This window comes from Streptomyces sp. NPDC057854, from assembly GCF_042797055.1.
Taxonomy (GTDB): Bacteria; Actinomycetota; Actinomycetes; order Streptomycetales; family Streptomycetaceae; genus Streptomyces.
Map to the genome: position 1 here is coordinate 64,819 of NZ_JBHVMF010000019.1, position 14,824 is coordinate 79,642.

Sequence of the window (14,824 nt, forward strand, 5' to 3'; positions counted from 1 at the left end):
GTCCGAGGAGGAGTGTGGGATGAGCACGGCGGAGCAGACGCCCGGCGGCGAGGACGTGACCTGGGGCGAGGTCGCGCCCGAGGCCGCCCGGAGGCTGCTCGTCGCGGCCGTCGAGGCGTTCGCCGAACGCGGCTACCACGCCACCACCACCCGCGACATCGCCGGCCGCGCCGGGATGAGCCCCGCCGCGCTCTACATCCACTACAAGACCAAGGAAGAGCTGCTCCACCGGATCAGCCGGATCGGCCACGACCGGGCGCTGGAGATCCTCCGCGCCGCCGAGCTCCGCGACGGCGCGCCCTCCGAGCGGCTGGCCGACGCCGTCCGCTCCTTCGTCCGCTGGCACGCCGAGCGCCACACCACCGCCCGGGTCGTCCAGTACGAGCTGGACGCGCTCGGCCCCGAGCATCGCGCCGAGATCGTCGAGCTGCGCCGCGAGACCGAGGGGACCGTGCGCCGGATCATCGAGGAGGGCGTGGCGGCCGACGAGTTCGACGTGGCGGACCCGGCCGGCACCACCGTCGCCGTGCTGTCGCTCTGCATCGACGTGGCCCGCTGGTTCAACGTCCAGGGCCGCCGGACGCCCGACGAGGTCGGCGCCTTCTACGCCGACCTCGTGCTCCGCATGGTGGGGTACCGGGCGCGGTAGCGGCCCGGAGCGGCGGCGGCCCAGGGGCAGCAGCGGCTCGGAAGCGGCAGCGGCTCAGAAGTAGTAGCGCGAGACCGACTCGGCGACGCACACCGGCTTGTCGCCGCCCTCGCGTTCCACGGTCACCTTCGCGGTGACCTGGACCCCGCCGCCGGCCTCCTCCACCTTCGTCAGGACCGCCGTCGCGCGCAGCCGCGAGCCGACCGGCACGGGCGCGGGGAAACGCACCTTCTCCGTGCCGTAGTTGAGGCCCATCTTCATGCCCTCCACCCGCAGCACCTGCGGCACGAAGAGCGGCAGCAGCGACAGGGTCAGATAGCCGTGCGCGATCGTGCTGCCGAAGGGGCCCGACGCGGCGCGCTCCGGGTCCACGTGGATCCACTGGTGGTCGCCGGTGGCCTCGGCGAACAGGTCGATCCGCTTCTGGTCGACCTCCAGCCAGTCGCTGTGCCCCAGCTGCTCGCCGACCCCCGCGCGCAGTTCCTCGGCGGAGGTGAAGATCCTCGGCTCGGCCATGTCCCTGGTCCCTTCTCGAACGACATACCCAACGGTCTGTACCTAAGCGCTTGCTCAGCATGTGGGGTGAGGATCGCGCTGTCAACGGACCAGTAGGGTTCGAGGGGTGCCGCAGATTCCAGAGAAGATCCACGAGCTCACCGTCGGCCAGCTCTCCGCCCGCAGCGGCGCGGCCGTCTCCGCCCTGCACTTCTACGAGGCGAAGGGCCTCATCAGCAGCCGGCGCACCACCGGCAACCAGCGCCGTTACGGGCGCGACGCGCTGCGCCGGGTCGCCTTCATCAGGGCCGCCCAGCGCGTCGGCATCCCGCTCGCGACCATCCGCGACGCGCTCGCCGAGCTGCCCGAGGAGCGGACCCCCACCCGCGAGGACTGGTCCCGGCTCTCCGCCACCTGGCGGGCCGAACTCGACGACCGCATCACGCAGCTCGGCCGGCTGCGGGACCACCTGACGGACTGCATCGGCTGCGGCTGCCTCTCCCTGGAGACCTGCGTCCTCTCCAACCCCGACGACGCCTTCGGCGCCCGCATGGCCGGCTCCCGGCTGCTGCCGCTGCGCCGCGACACCGACGAGACTTCCTAGGCCGTCTCTTTCGGATCATGCCGGGCTCGCGACGCCTGGCACCGCGCCTCGCCGCGTTGTCGTCGGTCGCCGATGCTCCGCATGGACTCCCTCCTCCGCCTTGCGATGCACGGCACCAGACGCCGCTCCCTGATCCGGCCTGATCCGAAAGAAACGGCCTAGCCGGCCCCGGCCAGCGCGGCCCGCACCTGCTCCGCCGTGGAGACCGCGCGGGTCCCGTCCGGCAGCAGGAGCGTGTCCTCCAGGCCGATCCGGCCGGCCACCCCCAGCCGCCGGGCCAGCCGCAGCGCGGGCCAGGCCGCCGCGCCCGTCCCGTACACCAGCACGGACGGCCCGCCGGGGCCGCCGAGCCCGTCCAGCGGAGCGCGTACGCCGTCACCGGCCCGGCCGTCCGGGTCATCGGCCGCCTCCGCCGCGATCCGCCGCACCCGTCCCGCCAGCGGCGAGCGCGCGAACCGGGTCGCCGCGCTCGTGCCGTGGCGCAGGCCCGCCTCGACCGCCACGCCGCGGGCCAGCAGCGCCGCCGCCGTCTCCTCGGCGCCCGGCTCGTCCCACGCCACCCACGCCAGGTCCGGCAGGACCTCCCAGGACCGGATCCGGGCCACCCGCCGCTCCGGATCGGGCTCAGCCCACGCGTCCACCGGCACCGACACCGGTACGCGGACGCGCTCCCGCACCGCCGTCAGCGCGGGCCCCACCACGCGGGGCGAGAGCGAACCGCCGCCGCAGGGCGTCCGGGGCCGGATCCGCACCTCGCGGGCCCCCGCCGCCACCGCCTCCGCCGCGGCCTCGGCGACCGCCGCCGGATCACGCGGCACCCCCGCGGCCTCCGCCGGCCCCCGGGCGCCGTTCAGCGCCGCCAGGAGCGGCGGCACCGCCGCCGGCCGGGTCACGCCGCGGGCACCAGCGGACGGTCGCGCACCTCCCGGGCCCGGGCCAGCGCTCCCGGCGTGAGGACCGCCCGGGGCACCTCGACGCCGCAGTCCGCGCACACCGGCCCGTACGCGCCGCCCCACGTGATCCGCGCCCCCGCGCAGACCGGGCACGCCTCGCCCGGCGCGTCCCGCAGCGCCGTGACCAGCCGCCGCACCACCACCGGCAGCGGATCCGTCGGGTGGACCGCCGGGTCGCCGCAGCGCACCACGCCGTTCCCGCCCCACACCGACCGGTGCCAGTCGTCCGGCGCCCCCAGGGTCCGCAGCCCGCCGTGCTTCTCGCGCCGGCGCCGGGCGGCGAACTCCCGCTCGTACGCCAGCCAGACCGTCCGCGCCTCCTCCAGCTCCTCCAGGGCGGCCACCAGCCGCGCCGGATCGAGCTCCCGGTCGTCGGGCCCGAACCCGTGCCTGCGGCACAGGTGGTCCCAGGTCGCCCGGTGCCCGTAGGGGGCGAACCGCTCCAGGCACTTGCGCAGCGAGTATCTGCGCAGCGCCGTGTCGCACCCCTGATCGCGCACCTGTCTCGCGAGACTCCGGAAACCGGCCATCGCTCGCCACCTCCGTCGCTGGTCCTTCGCGGTCCTTCGCGCATCCGCGGTACCAGAGGGACGAACGGCGGCGCCGCCGTGTTCCGCCCGGAGCGGGAACGAGCGCCTTCTGGCGAGAAGACGCCACCCGGACCGCGCGCTACCGGCGCCCGATCCGGGCCGCCGACACCACCACCCCGGCCAGCTCCGGCCGCCGGACGTCGCCGTGCGCGCGCACCACGTCCGCCACGTCCACGCTCACGCACCCGGAGGCCGGAACCCCGTCCCGCAGCACCGTCGCCAGCGTCCGCCGCGCCGCCCCCGGCACGCCCTGGACGCCGTCCCAGCCGATCGCCCCCCACCGCGGGTCGCGCGCCACCAGCCGCGCCGGCGCCTCCAGCAGCGACGCCGAGTCCCGGGCGGCCCGCGAGGCCAGCGGGTACAGCAGCCCGAGGGCGGCGTCGTGCCGCGAGTGACAGGCCACCACCGGCCCCCGCACCCGCAGCTGCATGTCCCGCAGCGCCCCCGACCGGTCCCGGTCGTGCGGCAGCCGGGCCGCGAACGCGTAGTGCGAGAAAGCGCCCTGGAGCAGCGTCAGCGAACGGACCGGCCGCAGCGCCCCCGGCAGCCCGCGCAGCGCGTGGGCCACCAGCCGGGCGCCCATGCTGTGCCCCACCAGGTGCACCCGCAGCCCCGGCGCGGCCCGTGCCACGTCGGCGAGGAGCGGCCCCAGCCCCCGCTCGCCGACCAGCCCCGCCCGCTTCTTCATCACGTAGTACGCGGTCTGCCGCAGCGCCTCCCGCCCGCCCTTCCACAGCCGGCCGAGCCCGTCCCCGAGCAGCGCCTCCGGCACCTCGTCCTCCAGCGCCCCGGTGAACAGGGCGCAGGTCTCCACCGGATCGGCGAGCAGGAAGTCCGGCACGGCCCGGCCGGCGTCGGTGAGGCCCGGCCCGCCGTCCTCCGCGCCCACGTCCGCCAGCTCCCGCAGCAGCGCCCCGAACTCCGCGAACGCCTCCGCCCCGGCCGGGGCGAGCGCCACCAGCTCGGTGAGCCGGACGATCGTCCGCTCCTTCTCCGGCAGCGTGGTCACCAGCGCCCGGAAGTCCGGCACCGGCTCGTCCGTGAACATCATCGAGGGCCACACCACGCCCGCGTAGCCCGCCTCCACGCCCGGGGCCAGCAGCCCGGGGAAGGGCGCGAAGAAGTCGGAGTACAGCCGGGTGGCACCGGACGGCGCGTTGTTCCAGCCGTGCGCGAACACCACCAGATCGGTCACCCCGCGCCGCGCGAGCGCGACCAGTTCGGCCGCCTGCCCGGCCGGACCGTCCCCGTCCTTGTCGAAGACGATCTCCCGGTACGGATCCACACTCATCCCGTTCACGGCCCGCCCGTCCCTCCCCGTCGAGGAAGCGCCCAGGGGTCCGCGTCCCGCAACCCCTGGGCAGCATGCCCGGATCCGCCCGCCGTCAGACCTCCGGGGGCGGCCGGAAACCGCCCCCGGTCACCCGGGGGCGGCCGGGGAGCGTCAGCGCAGCCGGGCGGCCGTGACCACCGGGAAGTGGACCAGCCCGTCGTACGCGGCGGGGAGCCGGACCCGCGGGGTCGCGCCGGGCCACGGGTAGGCGGTCCCGATGTGCCAGACCGTCCGCGGCTCCGCGAGCCACGCGCGGGCGGCCGGCGCGGTCCGCCGCAGGTCGAGCAGGAACGGGCCGGGAGCCACCCGGTCCAGGGTCTCGGCGGCGCCGTCCGGCCCCGTCGGGCCCACGGTCAGGGCGCGCAGCGGCTCCCCGGGCGCGGTGGTGTCGTGCGTGTGGAAGGAGCCGCGGCCGAAGGACGTGCCGATGGTCACGTACTCCCGGCCGAGGAGGTCCCGCAGGAACGCGCCCTGGGTCCGCGGGTACTGGTCCGGCGTGAACGTCTCGTAGGCCACGTGCCCGTTGTGCGCCGAGAGGAGCATCCGGTCGCCGGTGTGCCGCTGCCACCAGGCGGTGTTCTCGGCCATGACCCGGTCCCGGTAGAGCATGGCCGCCGCGACGCCCTCCGGGGTCGCGAAGTCGTGGGCGTACTCCGCGCCCACCTGGGCGATCGCCCGCGCGTGCTGCACCGCCCACAGGTGCGCCTCCCGCGCGGCGGCGCCCCGGCCGGGCCGCTGCCGTTCCAGCAGTGCCAGGGCCCGGTCCACGTCGGCGGCCCGCTGGCGCCGCCGGTCGAGCGGCAGCGCCAGGTAGCCCTTCATCCACGGCTCCACCTCACCGGTGGGCCGGGAGTCCCGGTAGAGCTCCCGGAAGCGGGGGAGGAGCGAGGGGTGGTTCCGGGCGACGTACGCGGTGACGGTGTCGAAGAGGTTCGGCCCGGCGTACCCGAGGTCGTTGCCCATGAAGCGGACCTGGTGCTCCGGGTGCTCCTGGTTGTGGCGCCGCATCCAGCGGAAGAGGTCGAGGTACTCCCCGGTGTTCCAGAGCCGGTACGACTCCTGGAACTCGTCCCGCATGATCCGCTCGATGTCGCCCTCGCCGGTGGTCACCCACCGGTCGATCAGCAGCCCGGTGGACCAGCTCGCCTCCAGCGCGAAGGTCGTGAACCCCTTGCGCTCCACGAGCTGTTCGAAGATCCGGTGCTTGAGGGTGAAGAACTCGGCGGAGCTGTGGGTGGCCTCGCCGAGGCCGACGACCTTCGCTCCGCCGACCAGCCGGTCGAGGGCCGCGGCGTCGCCCAGGGGCGCGGCGGACCGGGCGAGCGCGCGCGCCGGGTCGGGCGCGGGCGCCGTCCCGCCCGTCGCGGCGGCGGCCGGGGCGAGCCCGGCGAGGCAGACGGCGGCGAGCAGCCCGGCGAGGGCCGCCCGCCGGCGCGAGGACGGCTTCGGGCGGGGCGAGGAGGGTGTCGTACGCGGTGAGGAGAGCTTCATGGGCCCAGCCTCTCCGCAGGGGCGCCCGCGGCGACATCCCGGACGCCCCCGCTCCCGTACGGGGGACAACCCCCGTCACCGGTACAGCAGATGCTCCCGGCGGACCGCGCGGAAGGCCGCCAGGTCCTCGCTCCAGGCGCCCACGACCTCGTCGGTGTCCGCGCCCGCGTCGATCAGGGTGCGGACCCGGGTGGAGCCGGTGAGCTTGTCGATCCAGTGGTCGGCGCGCCAGGCGAAGCCGGACCACGAGGCGCGGGCGGTGACCAGCAGCGCGATGCCGGTGCGGACCGGGTCGAAGGACTCGCGGTCGTGGACGTGCAGCTGGACGCCGCCGACCGTGCGGCCCTGGAACTTGGAGAAGGTGGGCGCGAAGTACGCCTCGCGGAAGCGGACTCCGGGCAGCTCCAGGGCGTTGGCGGCCTCCGCCCAGCGGCGGTCGATCCCCTCGGCGCCGAGGAGTTCGAACGGGCGGGTGGTGCCGCGGCCCTCGGAGAGGTTGGTGCCCTCGAACAGGCAGGTGCCGGAGTAGACGAGCGCGGTCTCCGGAGTCGGCATGTTCGGGCTCGGCGGCACCCACGGCAGCCCCGTGGCGTCGAAGAAGTCGGCCCGCCGCCAGCCCGTCATCCGTACGGTCTCCAGCTCCACCGGCCGGGCCAGGAACTCGGCGTTGAACAGCAGGGCCAGCTCCGCCACCGTCATCCCGTGCGCCTGCGCGATCGGTTCGCGCCCGACGAAGGTGGCGAACGCCCGGTCCAGGACCGGGCCGAGGGCCGCCCGGCCGCTCACCGGGTTCGGCCGGTCCAGGACCACGAACCGCTTCCCGGCCAGCTCCGCCGCCACCATGCAGTCGTAGAGCGTCCAGATGTACGTGTAGAAGCGGGCGCCCGCGTCCTGGATGTCGAAGACGACGGTGTCGACGCCGGAGGCCGTGAAGACGTCCCCGAGCGCCCGCCCGCTCTTCAGGTACGTGTCGTAGACCGGCAGTCCGGTCGCCGGGTCGTCGTGCCGGCCCTCCGAGCCGCCCGCCTGCGCGGTGCCCCGGAAGCCGTGCTCGGGACCGAACACGGCCACCAGGTCGACCCGTTCGTCGGCGTGCATGACGTCCACCAGGTGCCGGGCGTCCGGGGTGATCCCGGTCGGGTTGGTGACGACGCCCACCCGCTCGCCGGCCAGCGCGGCGTACCCGTCCGCCGCCAGCCGCTCGAAACCGGTCCGTACGCGCGCGTGCCCGCGCCCGGGGGCGGCCGCGGCCGGGGAGGCCGTCATGGCCAGCGCCCCTCCGGCGGTCAGCGCCCCTCCGGCGGTCAGCGCCCCTCCGGTGGCCAGCAGATCCCGACGCGACAGCTTCATCCGCCTCATGCGTGACATGGGCACGCAGGCTAGCGCTCCTGACGCCCCGGGGGAACGAGGCGTGCGCAAGCGGGTTCCGGGCCGCCGGGTCGGCGCGCGCAAGCGGGCTGCCGGGGCCGCCGGGTCTTCCACCACTCCATACCGACCGGTTAGTCTGCTGCCGGTCATCCGAACCGTGACCGAGAGCCGAACCATCTGGAGGGGTCCATGAACGCGGCCACGCACGAACTCCGGGACGCGGGCGTCGTCGTCACCGGAGCGGGCGGCGGCATCGGCGCCGCCCTCGCCCGGCGCTTCGCCGCCGAGGGCGCCCGCGTCGTCGTCAACGACCTCGACCCCGACCGCGCCAAGGCCGTCGCCGACGAGATCGGCGCCCTCGCCGTCCCCGGCGACGCCTCCGCGGTCGTCGACGAGGCCCGCGACGCCCTCGGCGGCACCGTCGACGTCTGGTGCGCCAACGCCGGACTCGCCTCGGCCGGCGACGCCTTCGCCGACGAGGCCGTCTGGGCCGCCGCCTGGGACGTCAACGTCATGGCCCACGTCCGCGCCGCCCGCGCCCTGCTCCCCGACTGGCTGGAGCGCGGCACCGGCCGCTTCGTCTCCACCGTCTCCGCCGCCGGCCTGCTCACCATGATCGGCGCGGCCCCGTACTCCGTCTCCAAGCACGGCGCCTACGCCTTCGCCGAATGGCTCTCCCTCACCTACCGCCACCGCGGCCTGAAGGTGCACGCGATCTGCCCCCAGGGCGTCCGCACCGACATGCTCGCCGCCACCGGGTCGGCCGGCGACCTCGTCCTCGTGCCGACCGCCGTCGAGCCGGAGGCCGTCGCCGACGCCCTCCTCGACGCCGTCGCGGAGGACCGCTTCCTCGTCCTGCCGCACCCCGAGGTCGCCGCGTACTACCGCCACCGCGCGGACGACCCCGAGCGCTGGATCGGCGGCATGAACAAGATCCAGCGGCACTGGGAGGCGGGCGCGCGCTAGCGCACCCGGCGGCGGATGGGAAGATCTACCGACGACACACCCCGGCCACCAGGGCCGGAACGGCGAGCAGGAAGGCGGCGGAGCATGGCCAGGACGACGGACGGGGACGGCGGTCCCGTCCCCCAGAGGCTCCTCGCCGCCGCCACCCGGCTCTTCGCCGAGCAGGGCTACGACCGCACCTCCGTACAGGAGATCGTCGAGGCGGCGGGCGTCACCAAGGGGGCGCTCTACCACTACTTCGGCTCCAAGGAGGACCTGCTCCAGGAGGTGTACGCGCGCGTGCTCCGCCTCCAGCAGGAGCGGCTGGACGCCTTCGCGGACTCGGACGCGCCCGTCGAGGAACGGCTGCGGGCCGCCGCCGCCGACGTCGTCGTCACCACCATCGAGAACCTCGACGACGCCGCGATCTTCTTCCGCTCCATGCACCACCTGAGCCCGGAGAAGAACAAGCAGGTCCGGGCCGAGCGCCGCCGCTACCACGAGCGCTTCCGCGCCCTCATCGAGGAAGGCCGGCAGGCGGGCGTCTTCTCCTCCGCCACGCCCGCCGACCTCGTCGTGGACTACCACTTCGGCTCCGTGCACCACCTGTCCACGTGGTACCGCCCGGACGGCCCGCTGACCCCGCAGCAGGTCGCCGACCACCTGGCCGACCTCCTGCTGCGGGCCCTGCGCCCGTGAACCGTCAGAGGTAGCGCTTCAGCTCGCGGCGGGCCAGCGACCGCTGGTGCACCTCGTCCGGTCCGTCCGCGAGCCGCAGGGTCCTGGCCGCCGCCCACAGCTCGGCGAGCGGGAAGTCCTGCGAGACGCCGCCGGCGCCGTGCGCCTGCACCGCCTTGTCGATGATGTCCACCACCGCGCGCGGGGTGGCGATCTTGATGGCCTGGATCTCGGTGTGGGCGCCCTTGTTGCCGACCGTGTCCATCAGCCACGCGGTCTTCAGCACGAGCAGCCGCAGCTGCTCGATCGTCACCCGCGCGTCCGCGATCCAGTTCTGCACCACGCCCTGCTGGGCGAGCGGCTTGCCGAAGGCGGTGCGGGAGACAGCCCGCCGGCACATCAGCTCCACCGCCCGCTCGGCCATGCCGATGAGCCGCATGCAGTGGTGGATGCGGCCCGGGCCGAGCCGGGCCTGCGCGATGGCGAAGCCGCCGCCCTCCTCGCCGATCAGGTTCGCCGCGGGCACCCGCACGTCCTCGAAGACGACCTCGGCGTGGCCGCCGTGGTAGTGGTCTTCGTAGCCGTACACCCGCATCGCCCGGCGCACCTCGACGCCCGGGGTGTCGCGCGGCACGAGGATCATCGACTGCTGGCGGCGGAGGTCCGCCCCGTCCGGGTCGGTCTTGCCCATCACGATGAAGACCTTGCAGTCGGGGTTCATCGCCCCGGAGATGTACCACTTGCGCCCGTCGATCACGTACGAGTCCCCGTCCCGCCGGATCCGGGTCTCGATGTTGGTCGCGTCGGACGACGCCACCGCGGGCTCGGTCATCGCGAAGGCGGACCGGATCTCGCCCGCGAGCAGCGGCTCCAGCCACTGCTTCTTCTGCGCCTCGTCGCCGAACTGGGCGAGCAGCTCCATGTTCCCGGTGTCCGGGGCGGCGCAGTTGAGGGCGGTCGGCGCGAGCTGCGGGCTGCGGCCGGTGATCTCGGCGAGCGGGGCGTACTGGAGGTTCGTCAGGCCCGCCCCGTACTCCTCGTCCGGGAGGAAGAGGTTCCACAGCCCCTGCCGCTTCGCCTCCGCCTTCAGCTCCGCCACCACCGGCGGTTCGTCCCACGGCGAGGCGAGCCCGGCCCGCTGCTCCTCGGCGACGGCCTCGGCGGGGTACACGTGCTCGTCCATGAAGGCGAGCAGCCGGGCCCGCAGCTCCTCGGTGCGGGCGTCGTAGGAGAAGTCCATGGCGGTTCAGCCCTCCTGAAGGGTGGTCAGGCCGTGCTCGATGAAGACGGGGACGAGGTCGCCGATGCGGTCGAAGCCGGCGCCGACGGTCTGCCCCAGGGTGTAGCGGTAGTGGATGCCCTCCAGGATCACGGCGAGCTTGAACCAGGCGAAGGCCGTGTACCAGGACAGGGCGGAGACGTCGCGGCCGGAGCGGGCGGCGTACCGCTCGGCCAGCTCGGCGGCCGGGGGGTGGCCGGCGGCGGACGCGGTGGTGGAGATGGGGGAGCCGGGCAGGTCCAGCGGCGTGCTGTACATGACGAGCAGGCCCAGATCGGTCAGCGGGTCGCCGAGCGTGGACATCTCCCAGTCCAGCACCGCCCGGATCCGGTCGTCGGGACCGACCAGCACGTTGTCGAGCCGGTAGTCGCCGTGCACCACCGCCGGCGCGGGGGAGCCGGGCAGCGCCCGGCCGAGGGCGGCGTGCAGCTCCTCGATGCCGGGCAGGTCGCGGCCCCGGGAGGCGGCGAGCTGCTTGCCCCAGCGGCGCAGCTGCCGGTCGAGGAAGCCCTCCGGCCGGCCGAAGTCGCCGAGCCCGACGGCCTCCGGCTCGACCGCGTGCAGGTCGACCAGGGTGTCGACCAGCCCGAGGACGGCGGCGCGGGTGCGCTCCGGGCCGAGCGGCGCCAGCTGGGCGGCGGAGCGGTACGGGGTGCCCTCGACGAACTCCATGACGTAGAAGGGCGCGCCGAGCACGTCCTCGTCCTCGCAGAGCAGCACCGTGCCGGGCACCGGCACCGCCGTCCCGCCGAGGGAGCTGATCACCCGGTGTTCGCGCTTCATGTCGTGCGCGGTGGCGAGCACGTGCCCGAGCGGCGGGCGGCGCACCACCCACTGCTGGGTGCCGTCGGTGACGGCGTACGTGAGGTTGGAGCGGCCGCCCTCGATCAGCCGGGCGTCGAGGGGCCCGGCGACCAGTCCGGGCCGCTCGCGGTCCAGGTGGCGGCGCAGGCGCTCGGGGTCGAGGCCGGGTGGCGGGGCGGTGTGGCTCATCGGGCGTACCTCCGGTAGGTCGGTCGGCGTTCATGATGACCGACCAGTCGGTATGTCGTCCAGAGGGGCCGCGGAAGAGGGACCGGCCACAGGCGCCGGCCACCGGTGCCGGCCGGGAACGTCAGGCGTGGCAGGCCACCGGCACCCCGCCGTTCATCGCCGCCATGTCGCCGAACACGGCCACCGGGTCGAGCGGATGCCCCTCCGGCAGCCCGTCCAGCTCCGCGTACGCCCGGTGCAGGTTCGCCACCAGCCGCTCGCTCTCCCGCCAGGCGCCGAACTCGCCGAGCTCCGCCCGGCGGGCGGTCTCCAGCGGCGGATCGCCCTTCGCGCGCCCCTCCGCGGCCAGCTCCGCCACCCACCGCAGATACCGTTCGGTGGCGTCGTACGCCCCCGGGTCCGTCACCGGCCCGTGCCCCGGCACCACCCGCTCCGCGTCCAGCGCCCGCAGCACGCCGAGCGCCCGCAGCGACCCCGCCAGCGAACCCATGGGCACGAACGGCGTCCCGCCCTGGAAGACCAGGTCCCCGGTGAACACCACGCCCTGCTCCGGCAGGTGCACGATCGAGTCGCCGAGGGTGTGCGCGGGCCCCGGGTGCACCACCCGCACCTCGATCCCGCCCGCGTACACCGTCAGCCGGTCGCGGTACGTCACGTCGGGCGGCGTGATCTCGATCCGGCCGAAGTCCGTCCCCGGCCACAGCAGGTGCAGCTGGTGCCCGGCCGCCAGCTGCTCGGAGCGGCAGTTCTCGTGCCCGACGATCCGCGCCCCGGGACGGAAGAGGCCGTTGCCGTAGGTGTGGTCGCCGTGGTGGTGGGTGGTGACGACGGTGCGCGGCAGCGGCAGCCCCGCGGCGAGCACCGCGTCGCGCAGCCGCAGCGTCCGCCGCTCGGTGGCGGCGGTGTCGACGAGCAGCGACTCGCCCGCGTCGCCGAGGATGCCGGCGTTGTTCAGGCACCAGCCGCCGTCGGGCTGGACGTAGGCGTGGACGTGCGGCGCGAGCGTGACCACGTACGGGTCGGTGGCGGGCACAGGGTTCCCCCGGGAAGAGACGAGACGAATCGACCGGAACAGGACGGAGCCTGCCACCGCCCGGCCGCCACGACGACCGGTTCCGCTGAATCGCCCGGATCTGCCGCCGCCCCGTGCCCCGCCTGCCCCGCCCGGCTTGCGGGCGGTGCCGTCCCGGCCGAGGGTCGGTGGCATGAAGGCGATCAGCTACCGCCGGTACGGCGGCCCCGAGGTCCTGGAGTACGGCGAGCTGCCCGACCCGAAGGTGGGGCCCGACGAGGTCCTGGTCGAGGTCCGGGCCGCGGCCGTCAACCCGGTCGACTGGAAGGCGCAGGCCGGCTACCTCGACGGCATGATCGACGCCGTCTTCCCCGTCGTCCCCGGCTGGGACGTCTCCGGCGTCGTCGTCCGCCCCGGCGTCTCCGTCACCGAGTGGGCGCCCGGCGACGAGGTCATGGGGTACGTCCGGGAGGACGTCCTCTCCCACGGCACCTTTGCCGAGTACGTCGCCGCCCCCGTCCGCACCCTCGGCCGCAAGCCCCGCACCTACTCCTTCGAGGAGGCCGCCGGGCTGCCGCTGGCCGGACTCACCGCCTACCAGGCCCTGCACACCGCCCTCTCGGTACGCCCGGGGCAGACGGTCCTGGTCCTCGCCGCGGCCGGCGGGGTCGGGTCCATGGCCGTCCAGCTCGCCCGCCACCACGGCTGCCGGGTCCTCGGCGCGGCCCGCGCGTCCGGCCGCGACCGGGTCGCCGAACTCGGCGCCGAGCCGGTCCTCCTCGACGAGGACACCTTCGGCCGGCAGGTCCGGGAGCTGGCCCCCGACGGCGTGGACGCGGTCCTCGACACCCTCGGCGGTCCCTTCCTCCCGCGCGCCGCGAAGCTGCTCGCCACCGGCGGCCGGCTCGCGTCCATCGCCGACGGCGAGGCCCTGGCGCTCGGCGGCCGGTACTTCTGGGTCCGCCCGGACGCCGCCGACCTGAACGCCCTCGCCGACCTCGCCGACGAGGGCGTCCTCGACGTCCGGGTGGCGAAGACGTTCCCCCTGGAGCGCGCGGCCGACGCCCAGCGCGCCAACGCCGAGGGCGGCCTCCAGGGCAAGGTCGTGGTCACCGTCCCCTGAAACGTCCCCCATGAACCGGGGCGGGCCCGTCACCAGATCAGCGCCGCCCCGCACACCGCCAGCGCCACCGTGCACCCCGCGGCCAGCAGCGCGCCCCGGGCGGAGAGGACCCGGGGCCGGGCGGTGTCGAGGGAGCGGATCCGCCGGTGGGCGACGGCCAGGAAGCCGACCCACAGCAGCGCGGCGAGGGCGAGACCGGTCACGCCCAGGGCGGTGGCCCCGTCCAGGAGCGCGAGCTTGACGCCGAGCACCGCCACGACCGTCCACGACAGCGTCGTCCGCCGCCAGGCGAGCCGGGTGCGCTCCGGCTGGAGCCCGGGATCGCGGGCGGCGGCCGTCCCGTCCCCGGACACCGGGCCGGCCACTAGCCGGCCCGGCCCACGACGACGAGCACCACCATCGCGACCGCCACCACCGCCACGGTGAGGCTCAGGACGGCCGGGAAGCGGGAGACGGGCAGGTCCTCGCCGCGGCGCATGGCCCGCTCGCAGCGGATCCAGTGGTTCACGGCGCGCAGCGAGCACAGCACGCCGGCGGCGAGCAGCGCGAGCGCGAGCCCGACCCGGACCGCCCAGCGCAGGTCCGGCAGGAACTGGTCGACGGCGAAGCCGCCGCCGATGAGCGCGAGCGCCGTCCGGATCCAGGCGAGGAAGGTCCGCTCGTTGGCGAGCGAGAAGCGGTAGTCGGGGGTCTCGCCCTCGTCCCGGATCCGCCGCGGCGCGAACCACAGCCGCAGACTCTGCACGAATCGACTCACTCCGGCACCCTAGCGGCCCGGCTCCCCGTCCCCGCCCGCCACCAGCCGCTCGTACGCGGCGAGCCCGTCCGGCACCCACGGCCAGGCGCCGGGCGCGCCCGGCAGCCGGTCCCGCAGCTCGTCGCCGGTGAGGAAGGCGTGCCAGGCGACCTCCTCCGGCTGGGGCCGCACCGGCAGGTCGCAGCGGACCTCGTACACGCACGACCACCACTTCCCGGCGACGCCGCCGGAGTCGTACAGGAACTTGAAGAGGAAGGCGGGCCGGGGGAGGCCGGAGACGCCCAGCTCCTCCTCGGCCTCGCGCAGCGCCGCGTCGTCGTAGGACTCGCCGGCGCCGACGACCCCGCCGACGAACAGGTCGTACATCGACGGGAAGACGAGCTTCCCCGGCGTTCTGCGGTGGACGAAGACCCGGCCCTCGGCGTCCCGCACCCGCACGAAGACGCAGCGGTGGATCAGGCCCCGCGCGTACACCTCGCCGCGCGGGGCCCGGCCGACCACCCGGTCCTGCTCGTCGACGACGTCCAGTACTTCCTCGGAGGCGCTCATGCGCC

General features: G+C 75.2%; 17 protein-coding genes. 5 read left to right on the forward strand and 12 right to left on the reverse strand.

Features of this window, described 5'->3' with window-relative positions:
- Positions 1-19 precede the first annotated feature (19 nt).
- Positions 20-649 (forward strand): TetR/AcrR family transcriptional regulator, encoded by a 630-nt coding sequence (locus tag ACFVQZ_RS25540; RefSeq protein ID WP_030494454.1) that lies wholly within the window; start codon positions 20-22, stop codon positions 647-649.
- Between the two features lie 54 nt (positions 650-703).
- Here ACFVQZ_RS25540 and ACFVQZ_RS25545 read toward each other — a convergent pair whose 3' ends face one another.
- Positions 704-1,165, reverse strand: a complete 462-nt coding sequence (locus ACFVQZ_RS25545) for a MaoC family dehydratase (RefSeq protein ID WP_030494453.1) — start codon at positions 1,163-1,165, stop codon at positions 704-706.
- Between the two features lie 106 nt (positions 1,166-1,271).
- Here ACFVQZ_RS25545 and soxR point away from each other — a divergent pair, with 106 nt between their 5' ends.
- Complete coding sequence (gene soxR, locus ACFVQZ_RS25550) at positions 1,272-1,748, forward strand: redox-sensitive transcriptional activator SoxR (protein ID WP_030494452.1); 477 nt, start codon at positions 1,272-1,274, stop codon at positions 1,746-1,748.
- A 158-nt stretch (positions 1,749-1,906) separates the two neighbouring features.
- On the opposite strand, the gene ACFVQZ_RS25555 is transcribed toward soxR, so the two are convergent.
- The 5 genes from ACFVQZ_RS25555 to ACFVQZ_RS25575 form a co-directional block, all read right to left on the reverse strand.
- The gene (locus ACFVQZ_RS25555) at positions 1,907-2,641 is read right to left on the reverse strand and encodes a 3-keto-5-aminohexanoate cleavage protein (protein WP_383626377.1); all 735 of its coding nucleotides are present in this window, start codon (positions 2,639-2,641) and stop codon (positions 1,907-1,909) included.
- Entirely contained in the window at positions 2,638-3,231 is a 594-nt protein-coding gene (locus ACFVQZ_RS25560; protein WP_030494450.1) for a hypothetical protein, read from the reverse strand. The genes ACFVQZ_RS25555 and ACFVQZ_RS25560 overlap by 4 nt, the downstream gene beginning before the upstream one ends.
- Positions 3,232-3,370: 139 nt before the next feature.
- Positions 3,371-4,582: an alpha/beta hydrolase gene (locus ACFVQZ_RS25565; RefSeq protein ID WP_030494449.1), complete on the reverse strand. Its 1,212-nt coding sequence runs from the start codon at positions 4,580-4,582 to the stop codon at positions 3,371-3,373.
- Positions 4,583-4,735: 153 nt separating this feature from the next.
- Positions 4,736-6,115, reverse strand: a complete 1,380-nt coding sequence (locus ACFVQZ_RS25570) for an erythromycin esterase family protein (RefSeq protein ID WP_383626380.1) — start codon at positions 6,113-6,115, stop codon at positions 4,736-4,738.
- A 75-nt stretch (positions 6,116-6,190) separates the two neighbouring features.
- Positions 6,191-7,465: an exo-beta-N-acetylmuramidase NamZ domain-containing protein gene (locus tag ACFVQZ_RS25575; protein ID WP_383626500.1), complete on the reverse strand. Its 1,275-nt coding sequence runs from the start codon at positions 7,463-7,465 to the stop codon at positions 6,191-6,193.
- A 207-nt stretch (positions 7,466-7,672) separates the two neighbouring features.
- Here ACFVQZ_RS25575 and ACFVQZ_RS25580 point away from each other — a divergent pair, with 207 nt between their 5' ends.
- Complete coding sequence (locus ACFVQZ_RS25580) at positions 7,673-8,449, forward strand: SDR family oxidoreductase (RefSeq protein ID WP_383626383.1); 777 nt, start codon at positions 7,673-7,675, stop codon at positions 8,447-8,449.
- Positions 8,450-8,533: 84 nt separating this feature from the next.
- A complete protein-coding gene (locus ACFVQZ_RS25585) occupies positions 8,534-9,127 on the forward strand; it encodes a TetR/AcrR family transcriptional regulator (RefSeq protein WP_030494445.1) in 594 nt (197 codons plus the stop codon).
- 4 nt (positions 9,128-9,131) lie between these two features.
- Here ACFVQZ_RS25585 and ACFVQZ_RS25590 read toward each other — a convergent pair whose 3' ends face one another.
- The 3 genes from ACFVQZ_RS25590 to ACFVQZ_RS25600 form a co-directional block, all read right to left on the reverse strand.
- A complete protein-coding gene (locus ACFVQZ_RS25590; RefSeq protein ID WP_383626386.1) occupies positions 9,132-10,346 on the reverse strand; it encodes an acyl-CoA dehydrogenase family protein in 1,215 nt (404 codons plus the stop codon).
- A 6-nt stretch (positions 10,347-10,352) separates the two neighbouring features.
- Entirely contained in the window at positions 10,353-11,378 is a 1,026-nt protein-coding gene (locus ACFVQZ_RS25595) for a phosphotransferase family protein (RefSeq protein ID WP_383626388.1), read from the reverse strand.
- A gap of 121 nt (positions 11,379-11,499) precedes the next feature.
- The gene (locus ACFVQZ_RS25600) at positions 11,500-12,411 is read right to left on the reverse strand and encodes an MBL fold metallo-hydrolase (protein ID WP_383626391.1); all 912 of its coding nucleotides are present in this window, start codon (positions 12,409-12,411) and stop codon (positions 11,500-11,502) included.
- Positions 12,412-12,583: 172 nt separating this feature from the next.
- Here ACFVQZ_RS25600 and ACFVQZ_RS25605 point away from each other — a divergent pair, with 172 nt between their 5' ends.
- Complete coding sequence (locus tag ACFVQZ_RS25605) at positions 12,584-13,513, forward strand: NADP-dependent oxidoreductase (protein ID WP_383626394.1); 930 nt, start codon at positions 12,584-12,586, stop codon at positions 13,511-13,513.
- Positions 13,514-13,542: 29 nt separating this feature from the next.
- On the opposite strand, the gene ACFVQZ_RS25610 is transcribed toward ACFVQZ_RS25605, so the two are convergent.
- From ACFVQZ_RS25610 to ACFVQZ_RS25620, 3 genes are read right to left on the reverse strand one after another with little or no spacing between them, the layout of a single operon-like run.
- Positions 13,543-13,866, reverse strand: coding sequence for a DUF202 domain-containing protein (locus ACFVQZ_RS25610; protein ID WP_030494440.1), 324 nt, complete (start codon positions 13,864-13,866; stop codon positions 13,543-13,545).
- An 11-nt stretch (positions 13,867-13,877) separates the two neighbouring features.
- Positions 13,878-14,270, reverse strand: coding sequence for a DUF202 domain-containing protein (locus ACFVQZ_RS25615; RefSeq protein ID WP_030494439.1), 393 nt, complete (start codon positions 14,268-14,270; stop codon positions 13,878-13,880).
- 9 nt (positions 14,271-14,279) lie between these two features.
- Positions 14,280-14,819, reverse strand: coding sequence for an NUDIX domain-containing protein (locus tag ACFVQZ_RS25620; RefSeq protein ID WP_030494438.1), 540 nt, complete (start codon positions 14,817-14,819; stop codon positions 14,280-14,282).
- Between the last annotated feature and the right edge of the window lie 5 nt (positions 14,820-14,824).

What these genes read in the sequence shown, in the direction of transcription:
- ACFVQZ_RS25540 (WP_030494454.1), top strand. Translation starts at nt 20, where the DNA reads ATGAGCACGGCGGAGCAGACGCCCGGCGGCGAGGACGTGACCTGGGGC.
- ACFVQZ_RS25585 (WP_030494445.1), top strand. Translation starts at nt 8,534, where the DNA reads ATGGCCAGGACGACGGACGGGGACGGCGGTCCCGTCCCCCAGAGGCTC.
- ACFVQZ_RS25580 (WP_383626383.1), top strand. Translation starts at nt 7,673, where the DNA reads ATGAACGCGGCCACGCACGAACTCCGGGACGCGGGCGTCGTCGTCACC.
- ACFVQZ_RS25570 (WP_383626380.1), bottom strand. Translation starts at nt 6,115, where the DNA reads ATGAAGCTCTCCTCACCGCGTACGACACCCTCCTCGCCCCGCCCGAAG.
- ACFVQZ_RS25595 (WP_383626388.1), bottom strand. Translation starts at nt 11,378, where the DNA reads ATGAGCCACACCGCCCCGCCACCCGGCCTCGACCCCGAGCGCCTGCGC.
- ACFVQZ_RS25560 (WP_030494450.1), bottom strand. Translation starts at nt 3,231, where the DNA reads ATGGCCGGTTTCCGGAGTCTCGCGAGACAGGTGCGCGATCAGGGGTGC.
- ACFVQZ_RS25565 (WP_030494449.1), bottom strand. Translation starts at nt 4,582, where the DNA reads ATGAGTGTGGATCCGTACCGGGAGATCGTCTTCGACAAGGACGGGGAC.
- ACFVQZ_RS25590 (WP_383626386.1), bottom strand. Translation starts at nt 10,346, where the DNA reads ATGGACTTCTCCTACGACGCCCGCACCGAGGAGCTGCGGGCCCGGCTG.
- ACFVQZ_RS25545 (WP_030494453.1), bottom strand. Translation starts at nt 1,165, where the DNA reads ATGGCCGAGCCGAGGATCTTCACCTCCGCCGAGGAACTGCGCGCGGGG.
- ACFVQZ_RS25605 (WP_383626394.1), top strand. Translation starts at nt 12,584, where the DNA reads ATGAAGGCGATCAGCTACCGCCGGTACGGCGGCCCCGAGGTCCTGGAG.
- ACFVQZ_RS25620 (WP_030494438.1), bottom strand. Translation starts at nt 14,819, where the DNA reads ATGAGCGCCTCCGAGGAAGTACTGGACGTCGTCGACGAGCAGGACCGG.
- ACFVQZ_RS25575 (WP_383626500.1), bottom strand. Translation starts at nt 7,465, where the DNA reads ATGAAGCTGTCGCGTCGGGATCTGCTGGCCACCGGAGGGGCGCTGACC.